An 18,828-nucleotide genomic window follows, 5' to 3' on the forward strand; every position below is an offset into this window, starting at 1 on the left:
ATGAAAATAAATACAGCTGAATTTGTTGTTAGTAACTCTGACGCTAAGAAGTGTCCTAATGAACCTATCCCTGAATACGCATTCATCGGTAGATCTAATGTAGGTAAGTCTTCTCTGATCAATATGCTTACTAATCAAAAATACTTAGCCAAAACCTCTTCTAGACCAGGAAAGACACAACTAATCAACCACTTTAAAATTAATTCTAATTGGTATTTAGTAGACTTACCAGGTTATGGGTATGCAAAAGTATCTAAAAAGACTAAAGCTGTATTCCAGAAGTTCATCACAGATTACTTCGAGAATAGACAACAATTAGTAAGTGCCTTTGTATTAGTAGATATCAGACATGAGGCTCAGAAGATTGACTTAGAATTCATGCAGTATCTAGGAGAGACAGAAGTTCCTTTCTCTATCATCTTTACTAAAGCTGATAAAGTAGGTAAACAAAAAGTAGCTGGACTAATAGCCGACTACAGAAAGAAAATGTTAGCTGATAACTGGGAAGAAATGCCTCCGTGCTTTGTTACCTCATCAGAAGACAAAACTGGTAGAGACGAAGTCTTAAACTATATCGAAGAAATAAACGTTGAGATGTTTAAAAATCAAAACTTTATATAAAACAAAAAAACTGCTTAATAGCAGTTTTTTTTATTTCTATCATTAGATATAATACTCATTTACTGTAATAATACCTGCCCTAATAGCATATCGTGTTGCATCATACACATTGCTAACACCTAGTTTCTTAAATATATTCTTGCGATGTGTTATCACTGTATGAGCACTAATATTGCGGTCTGCAGCTATCTCCTTAGTCATTTTTCCAGATGCTATTTCTTTTAGTATCTCACGCTCAGCATTAGTAAGCACCTGTTCCACTTTCAGAATACTATCCTGATGTTCTTCCAGCTTCTTCATTATCCAAGGTGCGAGATAGGTCTCCTTAGAAATAGTCTTATAGATACCCTCCTTGATATGTTCTAGCTTATCATTTTGGAAGACAATATTAAAAGCAGAAATGCGATTAGACAAAAACTGTTTTAACCATTGCTCATTTAACTCACTAAAAAACAACAACCATTGTGACTTCTCACTTTGCTCTCGCAGCAGTAGCAATAACTCCGTTTGCTTCTCTAGACATCTACTAAAAGGATCTACAATAATGACTGCACTAGGGTTCTTTAGAAGATAACTCTTTAAGCCCGTCAAATCATCAATCTCAACAATACTTACCTCTCCTGAGCAAACCTCTCTAATAAGCCCTTGTAAAGCGTAACGCGTGATTTCTTGACTCTCTACTATCCCTATATTTAACATCCTTATCTCCTTAAGTTAACTCTTCCACTCCTCTATTGCTAGAATAAAGTATCTTATTAATATTCTACTACAAAAATACATAACTTTTTCTAGTATTAACACAACACTAAATAGTCTTATAACAAAAAAGGTTACTCTTAATTATAATATTAAGAGCAACCTTTTATATGAATAAACGCTAACTAATTCTTTTTATTTTTTTTCTTATTTATAAAGATTTCCATTTTCGATCTCCTCTACCTCTGGAATTCTAAATAAGTAATTCACACTATTAGGAACAAAAGAAGACTTGTCAGAAAAACTAATGATTCTATGTCCTTGTGGTAATAAATCTACCGTTATCTGGCTTATCTTACCTTGGCTATCCATTACTTCATAAGTATAAGGAACCAACTTATCTTGAGGATATAACTTTCTTTCTACAGCCAACTTGTTACGCACAATATCCACTCGTGAAAATCCTTCACCAAACAATTCTTTTCTTCTCTCTATCCAGATTTCATCAAGAAGAGCTTGTCCACTTAATCCACTCACTTCCTTAGCACCTCTTGCTGTTTTTAAAACATTCAAGGCATTAATAGCATCAGCACGTCCTAATCTCGCTTTTGCTTCTGCACTTATTAGATACATCTCTGACGAACGCATTAATACAATATCTGCTATACGACCAGCTTTAAACTTAAATTTAGCATATCTCATATAAGCTACATCTCTCGTTTTCGGAGAAGTATTAGAAGGATCTGGAGCCCAGTAAATCATACTTTTTCTATAATCCCCTTCATCAAATAACTCTTTAAAGTAAGGGTCAGCATTAAAACTGAAATAATAACTCTCTTTTGATGTTACATCTAAATAGTTAAACTGATAAGAAGCCCCACTTTGTTCAGATGTCTGTTGATGTCCCCATATCCACTCTACATTACTAGAGTCGTTAAAACCACTCTTATAGTCATCTTCTGACATCAATTGACCATACTTGCTCAACACTGCCTCTGCATAAAAATTAGCTTTCTCCCAATTCTGAGTATACAAATAAGCACGTGCCAATAATCCTTGCACTACAGTCTTATCAAATTTATACTTAAGATTTCTCTTATAAGTATCAGGTATCAAAGACAACGCTTCTTCTAAATCCGAAATGGCTTGTTTATACACTTCTGTCACAGTAGCTGCTGATGCAGGTACTGTACTAGGTGTAGTTGCAGTCAAATAAATAGGCCCTACTACAGCATTAGGATTTACGTCTATAGCTAATGCATAACTAGAAGCTAAGTGTAAGTACATAAATCCTCTCAACGCTAATGCTTGACCACGTACACGCTGTTTTTCATTTACAGTACCTTCTGAAGCAAATACTTTATCAATTACGTTATTAGCATTATCAATCGTTTTATACGTAAGATTCCAACTAAACGAATTTGTCCCACCACGATTATAAAGAGCAGTGAAAGCATAATGACTACTAAATCCATACATATTATTCACCACTACATCATTCCCCATAGCGTCGTTTGTTCTTAAAAACGCTCCATATCCTGGATTAGCATAAGTACTATATGAATCCATTAAGTTAGCCCATGTACCGATCAATACCTTGTCATTACCTTCTACTGTAGTAAAAACATTCTCATTCACCACTGCATCTGTAGGTTCAGTATCCAAAGAACAAGAAGTCATTCCAATAGAAAATAGAACACTAAACGCTATATATTTAAAAATTGTTTTTCTCATGATTTCTTAATTCTTTATAATTTAATATTTAATCCTAAAGACAATGTCTTCATCGCTGGGTATCTATAATAAGTAGTCCCGTTGAATGTTTGCTCTGGATCAAAACCTTGTTCTTTTGTCCATGTAAATAAATTCTCTGCTTGGAAATAAATAGAAGCAGATGATAAATTAATTTTTCTTAACCACTCTTGTGGAACGTTATAAGCTAACGTAAGATTCTTTAATTTTAAGTATGAACGATCTACCAAGAAACGATCTGAAGTATTCGTCCAGCTATTAGCAGGATTAGTTGTTAATCTAGCGATATCAGTATTAGGATTCTCTGGCGTCCATCTTCCCATCATATCCGCACTCCATGTACTACCATTACCTGCATGTCTATACATTCCTACCTTATCCCCATTATAAATCTTACCTCCTATATTATAAGTAAAGTTGGCAGATAATTGCCATGACTTATAAGACAACTCTGTTGAGAAACCTCCAGATACATCAGGTAACGAAGTTCCTTTGTATACTTTATTTTTATTTCCACTTACACTGCTGTAGTTCTCAGTCACTGTACGACTACCATCCTCATTCTGAATATACCATTGTGCATTACCATTCTCTGGATTTACACCAGCCCACTCAGGCAAATAGAAATCATAAATAGATCCTCCTACTTTCCATATCTGGTTCCCTTTATTGATTTCAGAACTAGGTAATGAAGTAATTTTATTTTTATATGTAGTCAAGTTTAATCCTACACGCCATCTCCAATCTTCTGTTTGAATAGGAATACCATCTAAAGTAAATTCCCATCCATAGTTTTTAATTCCTCCAATATTTACATCTTTGTTAGCAAATCCAATAGATGGGGCTAACTGTTGATTAAATAATAAATCTTTTGATCTTCTTTCAAAGTACTCTACTGTACCAGTCAGACGATTATCAAACAATCCAAAATCTAATCCAATATTTAAGTTTAAGTTCGTTTCCCACGATAAGTTAGGTGTATCCATTCTAGAGCTAACTAATCCAGATTCTCCTAAGTTATTACGTATAGCATACAACCCTTGATAAGCATAATACCCTACCTTATCATTTCCTTGTGCACCATAACTTGCTTTTAATAATAAGTTGTTTAACCAAGTATCTCTATACTCACTCATAAAGTCTTCATCTATAATTCTCCATGAAGCACCGAATGACCAGAAACCTCCCCATTTATTAGATGATTTAAAACGAGACGATCCGTCTGCTCTATAAGATCCAGATAAATAATATTTCTTATCATAAGAATAGTTTACACTCCCGAAGAAACTCAACATACTATATTTATCAGCCTTTCCATAAAAATCTATCAATCTAGAAGCAGCATCAGGCTCCTCGAATCCCATCATCGCAATCTGTTCTCTTGCACCTCCAAAATAGTTAGAATCATACTGATAATACTCTTGTCCTGCCATTACAGCTAAAGCGTTCTTATCATCTAAATCAATATTGTAGTTTAAAACATTATTAAACGTCATATTAATTGTTCTTGTATTTCTACGGCTAATACTTCCTCCATAATTAGCAGAAGCTCCTTTATCAGGGTTTGACACACTATGGTCATACATACTATTGTAATCAACACTTAAAGATGTCTTTAATTTTAAGTTATCCAAAAACTTAACCTGTCCGTATGTTCTAATACTCGCTACATCTCTTTTTATTTCACTCTTATCCAATGGAAGAGTTTCTACTAAGTTGTAATTTCTATAAGATGTAGTTCTATAGTTCCCATAGTCATATATCAGTCCTCCAGTATTTGCATCTCTTAGATATTCTCCTGTAGCTAAATCACGTTGATAAATAGGATAAAAAGAAGGTAACCCTCTCGCAAAACCAATTACATTATTAATCGCACTATCATCCTGTTTCGGATAGTCTTGTATAGAATGAGACGCAGAAACATTCATCCCTATTTCTAACCAATCCTTAGCATCTATCACGATATTAGAACGCATATTAAAGCGTTTAAAACCTGATTCTAACACGTATCCTTGATCGTTTAAATACCCTCCAGAAACGTAGTATCGAGTATTCTTACCTCCTCCACTTACACGTAAATTAATATCTGTAAATCTCGCATTCTGACTTAATGCATCATTCCAATCGTCATTCCACAAAGGCTTTAACCCTGGCAATAACTTACCGTCTGTACCTACAGGAAATGGGTTACCTGTTCCGTAAGGATTAATCCCCACCGAACCAATCAAGTTATTTGTCGCATAAGCAGCTGCTTCGGTAGCATTCATTTTTGCAGCATCCATCTGCCCATTTCTTAATGCTTCCCACTGCAATTCCATGTACTGATTAGTACTTAATTGTTTATAATCACTACGTGCTCTATCAGAAAAACCATGCTTTGCACTGATTTCTATCTGGGGTTTTGTTTCTTTACCACCTTGCTTAGTTGTAATCATTATTACCCCATTAGCTGCACGAGATCCATATAACGTTGCTGCAGTAGCATCTTTTAACACCGATATAGATTCGATATCTGTAGGAGAAATAGAATTTAAACCTCCTTCAAAAGGCACACCATCAACTACGAATAACGGATCACTATCTGCATTCATAGACCCAATACCACGGATTCTAATTGTCGCATTAGACCCTGGCTGTCCACTAGCCGAGAAAGACTGAAGCCCCGCTACAGTACCTTCTAATGCTTTAGACACATCACTTACTTGTGCCTTTTCTATATCTTTAGCTTGCACTAAACCTACTGACCCAGTATACGTCTTCTTATTAGCAGTACCATAAGGCACTGTAATTAATACTTCTCCTAGTTCACTCGCTTCGTCTGCAAGTTTTACATTCAGAATTTCCTGTCCTTTATATGTAATATTCTTTGTGGTATATCCTATAAATGAAAATACTAATACCTGTCCATTATTAACTTTTATAGAGTAATTACCATCTAAGTCTGTCATTGTTCCTTCATCACTTCCCTGAATCAGAACACTCACACCTGGTAAGGCTCCACTTATATCTGTAACAGATCCTGTCACAAGTTTTTCTTGCGCCTGTAAGTTTAAAACACTAACAAACACAAATAAGATTGCGTAAATTTTTTGCATAAAACAATTAGTTTAAAATGAACTATCTTTGAAAGACTGATTCATTATGTCTAGAAATATTGAAATGTAGTATCGGTACAGCCACTATGAGCTGACCTAAAAAGAATAAACTATAGGCAGCAACACATGCACATCATAGAAGATGCGCTAGAAGAAAAGAAATCAGTAAATCTAAAAATACGAGTGTCAAGTTCTCGCTTTTGTTGAATTGATTGCATAATATTTAGGTTATATAATTTTTTCTTATCAGTGAAAAAAGCAAAGTAGGGAAACCCTTATATGTAATTATTTTCTTACAAAACAAACAATAATTATACACAACAGATTAAGGATATAGCACTCCCTACTTTTGTAATACAAAGGTATTTCAACACCTCATTCTATGAAATACCATGTATATGGTATATTTCATTCTATCTTTTAATGCTCAGATAAAAAACACCACAATCTTACAAAACGACTGAATAGTCAACCTTTTAATTAGAGCCAAAAACCTAGTAAATACAAGGAGGGAGTACTCCTTGTTTCTCAACAAAAACGCAACTGGTCGCATAGTTATCGCATAGTGATGGGATACTGCTCGCATAGTTTTACCCATTTTTTATGCGATTACTATACCATCAATACCCCATTACCTTATGACCCTATCAATTATAGACCAAAAAAAAGGGCTCCCATTACTGAGAGCCCTTATATAAGTATACTTATAATCTTACTTTACATGTAAAACGAAGTAATTTTTCTTTCCTTTTTGTAGTAATACGAATTGATCATTAATCAAATCATTTGTAGTCACTACGTAGTCTTCAGCTACTTTCTCTTTGTTTACAGAGATAGAGTTAGCTTGTAACGAACGACGAGCATCTCCATTAGATGAAGCCAAATTAGAATTAGCAGCTAAGGCATCTACGATAGTTAACCCTGCTTCGATATCTGCTTTTGCTACTTCTGACTGTCCTACTCCATCGAATACCTCTAAGAAAGTCTTCTCATCTAATTGTTTTAAATCTTCTGTAGAAGAGTTACCGAATAAGATATTAGACGCTTTGATAGCATTATCTAATTGCTCTTGACCGTGTACCATAATCGTTACTTCTTCTGCTAGGCGACGTTGTAGCACACGTAAATGTGGAGCTTCTGAATGCTCTTTTACTAATGCTTCAATATCTTCTCTAGAGATAAATGTAAAAATCTTAATATAACGCTCAGCATCAGCATCAGCCACGTTTAACCAGTATTGGTAGAATTTATATGGAGAAGTGTACTCTGCAGACAACCAAATATTACCCCCTTCTGACTTACCGAATTTAGTTCCGTCAGCTTTAGTAATCAATGGACAAGTAAGCGCATACGCTTTCTCGCTAATTGTTCTACGGATTAACTCTGTACCTGTAGTGATATTTCCCCATTGGTCAGATCCTCCCATTTGTAATGTAATATTATTCTCTTTGTATAAATGCAAAAAGTCATATCCTTGCATTAATTGATAACAGAACTCTGTAAATGACATTCCATCTTGGAACTCACCGTTTAGACGTTTCTTTACAGAATCTTTAGCCATCATATAGTTCACTGTGATATGCTTCCCTACTGTACGAATAAACTCTAAGAAAGAGAAATCCTTCATCCAGTCATAGTTATTTACTAACACAGCAGCATTCTCAGCACCTGAATTAAAATCTAAGAAACGACTTAATTGTTCTTTAATCGCATTTTGATTATGACGTAAAGCTTCTTCGTCTAATAAGTTTCTTTCATTAGACTTTCCTGAAGGGTCACCTACCATACCAGTAGCACCTCCCACAAGAGCATAAGGTTTATGTCCAGCTAATTGAAAGTGTTTCAATAGCATTACTCCTACTAAATGTCCAATATGCAATGAATCGGCTGTTGGGTCAATTCCCACATACGCAGCACGCATTTGCTCCAACAAATGTTCTTCAGTGCCTGGCATTACGTCGTGGAGCATTCCTCTCCAAGTCACTTCTTCAATAAAATTCTTCATTTAAATAAATTTTACACAAAGATAGCTCAAAACCTTAGCTTATGGAATAAAAATTCTCAAACACTGCATTTTTATACGTTTTCTACATTTATCCTTTAAGAACTAATAATAGGGGCGTTAGAATTCAACTTTATTTCATAATTTTTCACTATGTAAAACATATAACTTACTTTTGTCTAAATATGATACTAGTAACAGGAGGTACAGGCTTAGTAGGAGCACATTTATTATTACATCTTCTTCAGTCAGAAGGTGCAGTTCGTGCTATTTATAGAAATGAGGATAGTATTAAAAAAACGAAGAACCTCTTCGTCTTAAACAATCAAGAAGCCCTATTCTTAAAAATAGAATGGGTCAAAGCAGATCTAATAGATGTACCAGCACTTGAGAAAGCCTTTGTTGGAATTGATTATGTATATCATTGTGCAGCTTTAGTCTCTTTCGAGCCTAAAGATGAAAAAAAACTTCGCAAGACGAATATAGAAGGTACCGCTAATATCGTGAACCTATCTATCGCCTTTAACGTAAAAAAACTGTGCTATGTAAGTTCTATCGCCGCTCTAGGTGAGACATTAGCCAAAGATAAAATCATTACAGAAAAGACAGATTGGAACCCTGAGCTATACCATGGAGACTATGCTATCACTAAGTATGGAGCCGAAATGGAGGTATGGAGAGGAACTCAAGAAGGACTAGATGTAGTCATCGTCAATCCTGGTATTGTATTCGGACGTGGCTTCGGTTATGAAGGCAGTGGAGCTTTCTTCCAAAAAGTAAAGAAAGACTTTCCATTCTACACCACAGGTATTGCGGGAATCGTAGGAGTAAATGATGTAGTAAAAGCAATGCATCTCCTCATGATCAGTGATATTAAAAATGAGAGATTTGCATTAGTTTCTAATAATATTACTTACCAAGAGCTTATCAATCATATCGCAGACTTAATGGGTAAGAAACACCCTAGTATCCATGTATCGCGTACATCAAGTCTATTCGCATGGAAGTTAGACAACTTCGTCTCTCTGATAACGAGAAAAAAAAGAAGCTTTACACGATCAATCGCGCAAGCTTCTCATTCTTCTTATATTTATGATTGTTCAAAAATTAAAAACACTATTGAATTTGATTTCGAAGACTATCAATCTTTTCTCGGTCCAATTTCAAAGTATCATCAAGTTTAATATCTTCTTTCTTTAATTCGTCTTTAGGCTCTTCTTGAGATTTAGACAATAAAGAATCTGCTACAACCTTAGCTGCTTCTAGACGACTTAGAATATTGTTCTGCATAGTGTGATACACACCATCGCCTAACTCTACATAATATCTATTATTCGATACGAAAGTAAGACTGTCTATATCGTATTTTTTAAAGACAGAGTTAACGTTAAGCCTTTTCAGAGTATCTTCTCTACTATACGCACTTACACTCTCGATAGAGTATAACAATGCCATATCATATAAGATATCTTCCATTTTTTGTTGCTCGATAAATGGAGACGGTTTTACCACATCATTCTTACATGACATAAGTATAAACACAGCTAATATTACTAAGTATTTATTCATCTATTCTTTGATTTTATCGTACGAATAATAATCGTTGTCCTTTATGTTCTTCTTTTACCATATCGTTCTCATACGCTAAGAAACCATTTACAAAAGTATGAGTAATTTTAGAACTAAATTTCTCTCCTTCGAATGGAGACCACCCACATTTATATAAAATATTGTCTTTATTTACTTCCCAGTCATGATTCACATCTACGATAGCTATATCAGCATGGTATCCTTCTTTTACATAACCGCGTTTCTCTACTTGGAATAAAATAGCAGGATTATGTGCTGTTTTCTCTACGATTTTCTCTATACTGATTTTCCCTTGTTTAGAAGCTTCAAATAGCGAAACTAAAGCATGCTGCACAAGTGGCCCTCCAGAAGGAGCAGAAGAATATGCCTTACTCTTCTCTTCTAAAGTATGAGGTGCATGGTCTGTAGCGATAACATCTATTCTATCATCTAACAACGCTTTCCAAAGACCATCTCTATCAGCTTCTGTTTTTACAGCAGGATTCCACTTAATAAAGTTACCTTTTTTATCGTAATCTTTATCCGTGAACCATAGATGGTGAACACATACCTCTGCAGTAATCTTTTTATCTTTTAAAGGAATATCGTTTCTGAACAACTCTGTTTCCTTCGCTGTAGAAAGGTGGAATACGTGTAGTCTAGCTCCTGTTTTCTTCGCTAGTTCTATCGCTTTAGAAGAAGATAAATAACAAGCCTCTTCACTTCGGATAATTGGGTGATACTTCACAGGGATCTCTTCTCCGAACTCTTCTTTATACTTCGCTAAGTTAGCCTTAATCGTTCCTTCATCCTCAGCGTGTACAGCGATAAGCATAGAAGTACTCGAAAAGATCTTTTCTAATACATCCTGTCTATCTACTAACATATTACCTGTAGACGAACCTAAGAAAAGCTTAATACCAGCTACATTACGTGGGTTTGTTTTTAGCAGTTCTTCTAAGTTATCATTTGTACCTCCCATCATAAATGAATAGTTAGCAAACGATTTAGTAGACGCTATTTCGTACTTCTGTTCTAATAATTCTTGAGTCACAGCATTGGGCACTGTATTCGGTTGCTCTATAAAAGAAGTAATCCCTCCAGCAATAGCTGCTCTAGACTCAGATTCTATATCACCTTTATGAGTCAAACCTGGTTCTCTAAAATGCACTTGATCATCGATCATTCCAGGAATGACATAATTTCCTTTCGCATCGACAACAGTTACATCATTAGAAACTTCGATATTAGAAGCTACTTTCACAATAAAGCCATTCTCGATTAGAACATCCGCTTCTACAATAGTCCCTTCGTTTACGACTTTTCCGTTTTTAATTAAATAGTGTGTCATTATAGTGTGTTTAGTAGTTTACGTATACGTAGATTAATAACGCCAAAAACAGCTTCTTTAATAATTCCTCCAGACATTTTAGATTCGCCTCTCGTCCTATCTGTAAAAATAATAGGCACCTCGGTAATCGAAAAGTTCTTTACATAAGTACGATACTTCATCTCGATCTGAAAAGCATACCCAACAAAGCGCACCTTATCAAAATCAAAACTCTCTAATACTTTGCGTGAAAAACAAACAAAGCCTGCTGTCGTATCTTTAATCTTCATCCCAGTTATCATTCTAACATAAATAGAAGCTCCATAAGACAACAAAACACGGTTTAACGGCCAGTTCACTACATTTACTCCTGTAACGTATCTAGAACCTATGGCTAAGCCTTGATTCGCTTTACAAGCCTCTAAAAGTTTAGGAAGGTCATTCGGATTATGAGAGAAATCCGCGTCCATTTCAAATACATAGTCATAGTCACGTGCCAAAGCCCATCTAAAACCATGGACATAAGCAGTACCTAGCCCATTCTTACCTTCTCTCTTCTCTAAAAACAAAGATTCGGGATACTTACTTTGCAACTCTTCAACTACAGCTGCAGTACCATCAGGGGAATTATCATCAACAATCAGAACATGAAAATGCTGAGGCAATGCCATAACAGCATCGATAATCAATTCTATATTTTCAATTTCATTATACGTTGGTATAATGACAAGTCCTGACTCCATTTTTTAAAACGTTTGCCACAAAAATAACCTTTTTCTAGAAAGTTATCACTTAAATAAAATACAAAGTCAATCTAAAAGGTTTTTTTGCTAATTTTGCAGATATTATGGAGAATCTAATACTTATCGAGCGTGTACTCCCTAGTAAAGATTGGGCAACAGTCCTATTCTTTATCGGATTCTCTATTATTGCAGTTAACCGTACCATCTTCGGCGTACGTTTTTCTGAGTTTACAAAACTAGCAGCATCGAATAAGTACTTAAAGATTTATAAGGATAATACAAACTTAAGAAATAGTTTCACTTTATCTTTTTTACTTGTACAACTTATATCGATTACTTTCTTTATACAAATAACATTAAAAGCTTTCGAACTCATACCAGATTACAGTTTTGGTTCGTTCTTAATGCTTTTAAATTTTGTAACCACCTTTATCATCGGAAAGTATTTAATAGATAAGATTATATCAACAACATTTGGTATAGACGAATTTTCGGATGCCTTAAATCTACAAAAAGCTACCTATCGAAATTATATCGGAATGTTACTGTTAGCAGTAAACGTTCTTTTATTCTACAACAATATAACCAACAAACTTATAATTGGGTTCATGTTGATTGCATTAATCGCAACAAATATCCTTTTATACGTTCTTTTTATAAAAAACAACCAAAAATCAATAATGAATAAGGTGTTCTATTTTATTTTGTATCTTTGCACCCTTGAAATAGCTCCTTATCTATTATTATATTTCTGGTTAAAAGATTACGGAGCATTATAAGAAAAAGTACAATTATGAAAGTGAAAACAATTTTGGTTTCTCAACCAGAGCCTAAAGTAGAAAACTCACCTTACTTCGAATTAGAGCAGAAATTCAAAGTAAAAATTGACTTTAGACCCTTCATCCACGTAGAAGGTGTACCAGCCAAAGAGGTAAGACACCAAAAGATTGATTTAAACAATTACACTGCTATTATTTTAACAAGTAAGAACTCTGTAGACCACTTTTTCCGCGTAGCAGAAGAAATGAGATATAAAGTTCCTGAAACGCTTAAGTATTTCTGTCAGTCAGAGGCGGTAGCATATTATTTACAAAAATATGTAGTATACCGTAAAAGAAAGATTTATGTAGGTCAGAAAGACTTTGCAGAATTAGCTCCTTTGATTAAGAAGTATAAAGATGAGACCTTCTTACTTCCTGCATCAGATCAATTAAATCACGATGTACCAACTACTTTAAATGATTTAAAAGTAAATTGGACTCCAGGTACATTCTATCGTACTGTTATGAGTGACTTATCAGATTTAGCAGATGTGAAATATGATGTTTTAGCTTTCTTTAGTCCAACAGGTATTAAATCTCTATTCAAAAATTTCCCTGACTTTAGTCAAGACAATACGAGAATAGCTGTATTTGGAACTACAACGCAAAAAGAAGCTTTAGACAATAACTTAAGAGTAGACATCATGGCTCCTGCACCAGGAACACCGTCTATGACTATGGCATTAGAAAAGTACATTCAACAAGTAAATAAATAATATCTATTTATATCATAAAAAACCACCTCTATGAAGAGGTGGTTTTTTTATACTTATTAAATAAGAGTTCACTGCTTAATTAAGAGCAAAAAAAAGGAGATGATTACATCATCTCCTTTTTTCTATAGCTATAATTATATTATAATTGAGGTCCAGCAGCTACTAGAGCTTTACCTTCATCATTATTAGAATATAACTTAAAGTTTTCTACGAATAATCCAGCTAATTCTTTTGCTTTCTCTTCCCATTCAGAAGCATTAGCATACGTATTACGAGGATCTAGAATAGTAGTATCTACACCTTCTAAAGCTGTTGGTACAGCGAAGTTATAGATAGGCACGATAGTAGTCTCAGCATTCTCGATAGAACCGTCTAAGATACGATCAATGATAGCTCTAGTATCTTTAATAGAGATACGTTTACCAGTACCATTCCATCCAGTGTTTACCATATAAGCAGTAGCATTGTGCTCTTCCATTTTCTTCACTAGCTCTTCACCGTATTGAGTTGGGTGTAGAGATAAGAAAGCCTTACCGAAACAAGCAGAGAATGTAGGCTCTGGTTTAGTTACTCCACGCTCAGTACCTGCTAACTTAGCAGTAAATCCTGATAAGAAGTAGTATTTAGTTTGCTCTGGAGTTAACTTAGAAACTGGAGGCATAACACCAAAAGCATCTGCAGTTAAGAAGATAACTTTAGTAGCATGTCCAGCTTTAGACACAGGCTTAACAATATTCTCGATATGTTCGATTGGGTAAGATACACGTGTATTTTGTGTTACAGAACCATCGTTAAAGTCAATAATACCATTAGCATCAACAGTAACGTTCTCTAATAAAGCATCACGACGGATAGCACCATAGATATCTGGCTCATTCTCTTTGCTCAAGCTGATTGTCTTAGCGTAGCAACCTCCTTCGAAGTTAAATACACCTTCGTCATCCCATCCATGCTCATCGTCTCCGATTAACTCACGTTTTGGGTCAGTTGATAAAGTTGTTTTACCTGTACCTGATAATCCGAAGAATACAGCTACATCACCATCTTTACCTTTGTTAGCAGAACAGTGCATAGCAGCCATTCCTTTAAGAGGTAAGTAGTAGTTCATCATTGCGAACATACCTTTTTTCATCTCACCACCGTACCAAGTACCACCGATAACTTGAATCTTCTCAGTCAAGTTGAACGCGATATAAACCTCAGAGTTTAATCCGTAATCTTTATAGTCTTTGAAAGTAGTTTTAGAACCATTCATTACTACGAAGTCTGGCTCACCGAAGTTAGCTAACTCTTCTGCAGTAGGACGGATAAACATATTAGTTACGAAGTGCGCTTGCCACGCTACTTCCATAATAAATCTAACTTTTAAACGAGTATTCTCGTTAGCTCCACAAAACGCATCAACAACGAATAATCTTTTTCCAGATAACTGATTAACAGTATTCTCTTTTAAAGCATTCCAAGTTCTGTTATCGATTGGTTTGTTGTCATTTGGAGATTCTGGTGAATTCCACCATACTGTGTTTTCTGTAACTGAATCTTTAACGATGTACTTATCTTTAGGAGAACGTCCTGTAAACTCTCCAGTCATTACGTTAACTGCACCTAGCTCAGTTACAACTCCTTTATCATACCCTGTTAAGTTAGGGTTAGTTTCTTCATTATATAAAACGTCGTACGAAGGATTATAGATTACCTCTACAACATCTTTAATACCATATTTTTCCAGTGAAATTGATTCAGAAATATCCATTTTCATTATTTAGGTTGTGTATTAATTTGTTTGCAAACTTAGAAATAAATTTAAAATATAAATATACAAAAGAATTATTTAATCATGTTTTTACTTTTATACGCCTGAATTCCAGCATATAGCCATGCAACAATGAACAATACTCCTCCTACAGGAGTAATTGGACCAACAACTCTTAAGTCTATGGTTATCATATCTTTAAAGGTAAGAAGGTATATAGAACCGCAGAAAAACAATATTCCAAACAAAACCAGATACATAACTATTTTTTTAGCCTTGTCTGAAAATATTCCGCATATACCTATAAAAAGTAAAAAAAGTGCGTGGTACATTTGATAACGAACGCCAATTTCAAAAGTAGCTACTTGAGCCTCTGTTACAACTTTCTTTAGACCATGAGCTCCAAAAGCCCCTAGCATAATACCAATTGCGCCGATTATAGCAGCTATAAATATAACTTTTCGTCCCATTTATTTTTCTTTCAAATATACAACTTATCAGACAAATAGCACATTAAAAATTTTGTAGAATTTAATCTATTTATTGAACTACTAATTTTTGTATCTTGAAAAACCAACTAGAATATTATGACAAAAGAAATTTTAATAGTAGGAGCAGGCAGATCCAGCTCTTCATTAATCAAGTATCTCTTGGACAAATCAGACTCAGAGAACTTACACCTTACTATAGGAGATTTATCTCTAGAATCCGCGAAGCAAAAAGCGATGAATCATCCTAATGCTACGGCGATCGCATTTGACCTATTCAACGAAACAGAAAGACAAACCTTAGTACAGAAAGCAGACATTGTAGTTTCTATGTTACCTGCCATACATCACTTAGAACTAGCTAAAGACTGTGTGAAGTATAAAAAACACATGGTTACGGCATCTTACATCAGCCCTGCTATGCAAGAACTCAATGAGGAAGTAACTAAAAACAACCTCATCTTCATGAACGAAATAGGCTTAGATCCAGGGATAGACCACATGAGTGCGATGAAAATTATACATGATATCGAAAGAAAAGGAGGGAAAGTCATCTCTTTTGAATCTTTCTGTGGTGGACTAATCGCTCCAGAATCTGACAACAATCTATGGAATTACAAATTCACTTGGAACCCTCGCAATGTAGTATTAGCTGGACAAGGTGGTGCAGCTAAATTCTTACAAGAAGGCCAATATAAATACATCCCTTACAACAAAGTATTTAGACGTACTGAGTTTTTAGATGTAGAAGGATATGGAAAGTTCGAAGCTTACGCCAATAGAGATTCTCTAAAATACAAAGATGTCTATGGACTTCGTGATGCTAAAACCATCTTTAGAGGTACGATCAGAAGAGTAGGATACTCTAGAGCCTGGAATCTTTTTGTAGAATTAGGAATAACAGATGATAGCTATACTATAGATAATTCTGAAGAGATGACCTATAGAGAGTTTATCAACTCCTACTTGCCCTACCACCCTACAGATACTGTAGAGACCAAACTAAGATTAGCACTAGGTATTGACCAAGATGACATTATATGGGACAAGCTACTAGAGCTAGACTTATTCAACCCAACTAAAAAAATAGGATTAAAGAAAGCGACTCCTGCACAAATCTTAGAAAAGATCTTAAGTGATTCTTGGTCATTAAGCCCAGAAGATAAAGACATGATCGTGATGTATCACAAGATAGGATACGAACTACATGGACAGAATCACCAGATAGACTCACGTATGGTCTGTATAGGAGATAATCAGATCTACACTGCTATGGCTAAGACAGTAGGTCTTCCTGTAGCTATCGCTACGCTAAAAATATTAAAAGGAATCATCACTACACCAGGTGTACAGATGCCAATAGAAGAGGAAGTATATACTCCTATTCTCAAAGAATTAGAAGAGAATGGCATTCACTTTATAGAAGAAGAAGTTCCTTATTCAGGATATAACTAACTAAAAAAGCTCCGATACTGGAGCTTTTTTTCACTATCTTAATTCGGAATAGAACTAATCAATCCCTTTGTGTACTCAGTCTTAGGGTGAGCATACAACTCATCTGCCTCGCCTATTTCCTCTATCTTACCTTTATTCATCACCATCACCTGATCAGACATATACTTCACTACAGACAGATCATGAGATATAAATATATAGGTAAAGTTATACTTATCCTTCAAATCGTTTAGTAGATTCAGCACCTGAGCTTGTACAGATATATCTAGTGCAGACACAGACTCATCACAGATGATCAGTTTAGGTTGTACCGCTATCGTCCTAGCGATACCGATACGCTGTCTCTGTCCTCCAGAGAACTCATGTGGATAACGGCTAAATACAGACTCATCTAACCCTACTCGGTATAGTATTTCTATCACTCTCTCCTTTCTATCCGCATCACTACTTCCTATCTTATGTACTTTCATAGGTTCTAGAATAGCTTCTCCTACAGTCAGACGAGGGTTTAAAGACGAATACGGATCTTGGAATATAATCTGTATATCTTTTCTAAACACCCTAAACGCCTTAGAAGAAAGCTTCGTGATGTCTTGACCTTTATAGAATATCTGCCCTTTAGTAGCTCTATCGAGTTGTAGGATGACATTGCCTAATGTAGACTTACCACACCCACTCTCTCCTACTAGGCCTAGTGTCTCACCTTCATATACATTAAAACTAATATCTTGTAGCGCGTGGAATACCCCTTTTTTAAACAATCCTCCGTTAATGATATAATCCTTGAACACATTCCTAATCTCTAGCAACGGAGCATTACTATATAACTTTTCTAATCTATCTTTTCTATCCTCAGTAGTCACCACATCTCTCACCACCTTATTATTCAGAAAGTCTCCTATCGTTGACAGTCTTTTTAATCGCTCTGTAAGAGAAGGTCTAGACGCTACTAAGGCTTTAGTATACATATCTTGTGGATTGTTAAACACTTCTGTTGACTTTCCTTGTTCTACGATATCCCCTTTATACATCACTAGAATACGGTCGCTGATAGACGACACTAGATTCAAGTCATGAGAGATAAATAAGATACTCATCTTATTATCGCGTTGTAGGTCTTTCAGTAGATTAATGATTTCGTTTTGCACAGTCACATCTAATGCTGTCGTAGGCTCATCCGCTATCAGTAGCTTAGGCTTACACGCTACAGCCATGGCGATCATGACTCTTTGCTTTTGTCCACCAGAGATTTGGTGAGGGTATTTAGTATAAACTTGATTAGGATTAGGCAATTTAACTCTATCGAAAAGGCGTAACACCTCTTCTCTTAAAGCCTTCCCCCTGAGCGAAGTATGCTCTCGAAGTATCTCAGCCACCTGTTCGCCACAAGTAATAGAAGGGTTTAGAGCACTCATCGGCTCCTGAAATATCATTGATATCTGAGCTCCACGCAACAGTCGGAACTCACTATCTGTATTATGCGTAATATCATTTCCTTCAAACACGATATTACCCGAGCTAATACGAGATATTTCTCGAGGCAATAGCCCCATTAATGCAAGTGATGTAACTGACTTACCAGAACCCGACTCTCCTACTACACCAAGAATCTCGTTAGCATAGATATCAAAAGAGCTACTTTTGATAATAGTATTCCAAGATTTCTCTTTCAGAAAATCGATTTGTAAATCCTTTACAGATAATATAGGTATATTTTCTTTCATTTTTTATATTCAGTACGATCACTAGAATAACAAAAATATATAATAATTGTGATATAGTATAAG

Annotated in this window: 15 protein-coding genes; 5 read left to right on the forward strand and 10 right to left on the reverse strand. The window is 35.2% G+C overall.

The annotated features are described in order from the left end of the window. On the forward strand, positions 1 to 621 hold the full coding sequence (gene yihA / locus E0Z07_RS03435; RefSeq protein WP_006259694.1) for a ribosome biogenesis GTP-binding protein YihA/YsxC: 621 nt from the start codon (positions 1 to 3) through the stop codon (positions 619 to 621). 42 nt (positions 622 to 663) lie between these two features. On the opposite strand, the gene E0Z07_RS03440 is transcribed toward yihA, so the two are convergent. From E0Z07_RS03440 to tyrS, 4 genes are all read right to left on the reverse strand, one after another. After that, a complete protein-coding gene (locus tag E0Z07_RS03440; protein WP_006259695.1) occupies positions 664 to 1,320 on the reverse strand; it encodes a response regulator transcription factor in 657 nt (218 codons plus the stop codon). 204 nt (positions 1,321 to 1,524) lie between these two features. Continuing rightward, complete coding sequence (locus E0Z07_RS03445) at positions 1,525 to 3,051, reverse strand: RagB/SusD family nutrient uptake outer membrane protein (protein WP_006262251.1); 1,527 nt, start codon at positions 3,049 to 3,051, stop codon at positions 1,525 to 1,527. A gap of 14 nt (positions 3,052 to 3,065) precedes the next feature. Continuing rightward, a complete protein-coding gene (locus E0Z07_RS03450; protein WP_006262252.1) occupies positions 3,066 to 6,164 on the reverse strand; it encodes a SusC/RagA family TonB-linked outer membrane protein in 3,099 nt (1,032 codons plus the stop codon). Between the two features lie 712 nt (positions 6,165 to 6,876). Beyond that, positions 6,877 to 8,169 carry a tyrosine--tRNA ligase gene (gene tyrS, locus E0Z07_RS03455; RefSeq protein ID WP_006259698.1) on the reverse strand — a complete coding sequence of 431 codons (1,293 nt, stop codon included), beginning with the start codon at positions 8,167 to 8,169 and terminating at the stop codon, positions 6,877 to 6,879. Positions 8,170 to 8,351: 182 nt separating this feature from the next. Between tyrS and E0Z07_RS03460 the strand changes: the two genes are divergently transcribed. Continuing rightward, a complete protein-coding gene (locus E0Z07_RS03460; protein WP_006259699.1) occupies positions 8,352 to 9,350 on the forward strand; it encodes an NAD-dependent epimerase/dehydratase family protein in 999 nt (332 codons plus the stop codon). On the opposite strand, the gene E0Z07_RS03465 is transcribed toward E0Z07_RS03460, so the two are convergent. Genes E0Z07_RS03465 through E0Z07_RS03475 form a run of 3 tightly spaced genes read right to left on the reverse strand, consistent with a single transcriptional unit; the run spans position 9,283 to position 11,808 of the window. After that, entirely contained in the window at positions 9,283 to 9,735 is a 453-nt protein-coding gene (locus E0Z07_RS03465; protein ID WP_006259700.1) for a DUF4296 domain-containing protein, read from the reverse strand. The genes E0Z07_RS03460 and E0Z07_RS03465 overlap by 68 nt on opposite strands. A gap of 13 nt (positions 9,736 to 9,748) precedes the next feature. After that, positions 9,749 to 11,086 carry a dihydroorotase gene (locus E0Z07_RS03470; protein WP_006259701.1) on the reverse strand — a complete coding sequence of 446 codons (1,338 nt, stop codon included), beginning with the start codon at positions 11,084 to 11,086 and terminating at the stop codon, positions 9,749 to 9,751. After that, positions 11,086 to 11,808 (reverse strand): polyprenol monophosphomannose synthase, encoded by a 723-nt coding sequence (locus tag E0Z07_RS03475; RefSeq protein ID WP_006259702.1) that lies wholly within the window; start codon positions 11,806 to 11,808, stop codon positions 11,086 to 11,088. Before E0Z07_RS03475 ends, E0Z07_RS03470 begins: the two co-directional genes overlap by 1 nt. 104 nt (positions 11,809 to 11,912) lie before the next feature. Here E0Z07_RS03475 and E0Z07_RS03480 point away from each other — a divergent pair, with 104 nt between their 5' ends. Beyond that, positions 11,913 to 12,587 carry a DUF4271 domain-containing protein gene (locus E0Z07_RS03480; protein ID WP_006259703.1) on the forward strand — a complete coding sequence of 225 codons (675 nt, stop codon included), beginning with the start codon at positions 11,913 to 11,915 and terminating at the stop codon, positions 12,585 to 12,587. 14 nt (positions 12,588 to 12,601) lie between these two features. Continuing rightward, positions 12,602 to 13,345, forward strand: a complete 744-nt coding sequence (locus tag E0Z07_RS03485) for a uroporphyrinogen-III synthase (protein WP_006259704.1) — start codon at positions 12,602 to 12,604, stop codon at positions 13,343 to 13,345. Positions 13,346 to 13,484: 139 nt separating this feature from the next. Here E0Z07_RS03485 and pckA read toward each other — a convergent pair whose 3' ends face one another. Continuing rightward, positions 13,485 to 15,098 carry a phosphoenolpyruvate carboxykinase (ATP) gene (pckA, locus tag E0Z07_RS03490; protein WP_006259705.1) on the reverse strand — a complete coding sequence of 538 codons (1,614 nt, stop codon included), beginning with the start codon at positions 15,096 to 15,098 and terminating at the stop codon, positions 13,485 to 13,487. 74 nt (positions 15,099 to 15,172) lie between these two features. Then, positions 15,173 to 15,568 (reverse strand): DUF423 domain-containing protein, encoded by a 396-nt coding sequence (locus E0Z07_RS03495; RefSeq protein ID WP_006259706.1) that lies wholly within the window; start codon positions 15,566 to 15,568, stop codon positions 15,173 to 15,175. A 117-nt stretch (positions 15,569 to 15,685) separates the two neighbouring features. On the opposite strand from E0Z07_RS03495, the gene E0Z07_RS03500 reads away from it, so the two are divergent. Beyond that, complete coding sequence (locus E0Z07_RS03500; protein ID WP_006259707.1) at positions 15,686 to 17,041, forward strand: saccharopine dehydrogenase family protein; 1,356 nt, start codon at positions 15,686 to 15,688, stop codon at positions 17,039 to 17,041. Between the two features lie 38 nt (positions 17,042 to 17,079). On the opposite strand, the gene E0Z07_RS03505 is transcribed toward E0Z07_RS03500, so the two are convergent. Continuing rightward, positions 17,080 to 18,765 (reverse strand): ABC transporter ATP-binding protein, encoded by a 1,686-nt coding sequence (locus E0Z07_RS03505; protein WP_131540288.1) that lies wholly within the window; start codon positions 18,763 to 18,765, stop codon positions 17,080 to 17,082. Between the last annotated feature and the right edge of the window lie 63 nt (positions 18,766 to 18,828).

The organism is Myroides odoratimimus, from assembly GCF_004337635.1.
GTDB lineage: Bacteria > Bacteroidota > Bacteroidia > Flavobacteriales > Flavobacteriaceae > Flavobacterium > Flavobacterium odoratimimum.

Bases quoted from the DNA above. Each gene is read 5' to 3' on its own strand.
- yihA (WP_006259694.1), top strand. From the start codon at position 1: ATGAAAATAAATACAGCTGAATTTGTTGTTAGTAACTCTGACGCTAAG.
- E0Z07_RS03440 (WP_006259695.1), bottom strand. From the start codon at position 1,320: ATGTTAAATATAGGGATAGTAGAGAGTCAAGAAATCACGCGTTACGCT.
- E0Z07_RS03445 (WP_006262251.1), bottom strand. From the start codon at position 3,051: ATGAGAAAAACAATTTTTAAATATATAGCGTTTAGTGTTCTATTTTCT.
- E0Z07_RS03450 (WP_006262252.1), bottom strand. From the start codon at position 6,164: ATGCAAAAAATTTACGCAATCTTATTTGTGTTTGTTAGTGTTTTAAAC.
- tyrS (WP_006259698.1), bottom strand. From the start codon at position 8,169: ATGAAGAATTTTATTGAAGAAGTGACTTGGAGAGGAATGCTCCACGAC.
- E0Z07_RS03460 (WP_006259699.1), top strand. From the start codon at position 8,352: ATGATACTAGTAACAGGAGGTACAGGCTTAGTAGGAGCACATTTATTA.
- E0Z07_RS03465 (WP_006259700.1), bottom strand. From the start codon at position 9,735: ATGAATAAATACTTAGTAATATTAGCTGTGTTTATACTTATGTCATGT.
- E0Z07_RS03470 (WP_006259701.1), bottom strand. From the start codon at position 11,086: ATGACACACTATTTAATTAAAAACGGAAAAGTCGTAAACGAAGGGACT.
- E0Z07_RS03475 (WP_006259702.1), bottom strand. From the start codon at position 11,808: ATGGAGTCAGGACTTGTCATTATACCAACGTATAATGAAATTGAAAAT.
- E0Z07_RS03480 (WP_006259703.1), top strand. From the start codon at position 11,913: ATGGAGAATCTAATACTTATCGAGCGTGTACTCCCTAGTAAAGATTGG.
- E0Z07_RS03485 (WP_006259704.1), top strand. From the start codon at position 12,602: ATGAAAGTGAAAACAATTTTGGTTTCTCAACCAGAGCCTAAAGTAGAA.
- pckA (WP_006259705.1), bottom strand. From the start codon at position 15,098: ATGGATATTTCTGAATCAATTTCACTGGAAAAATATGGTATTAAAGAT.
- E0Z07_RS03495 (WP_006259706.1), bottom strand. From the start codon at position 15,568: ATGGGACGAAAAGTTATATTTATAGCTGCTATAATCGGCGCAATTGGT.
- E0Z07_RS03500 (WP_006259707.1), top strand. From the start codon at position 15,686: ATGACAAAAGAAATTTTAATAGTAGGAGCAGGCAGATCCAGCTCTTCA.
- E0Z07_RS03505 (WP_131540288.1), bottom strand. From the start codon at position 18,765: ATGAAAGAAAATATACCTATATTATCTGTAAAGGATTTACAAATCGAT.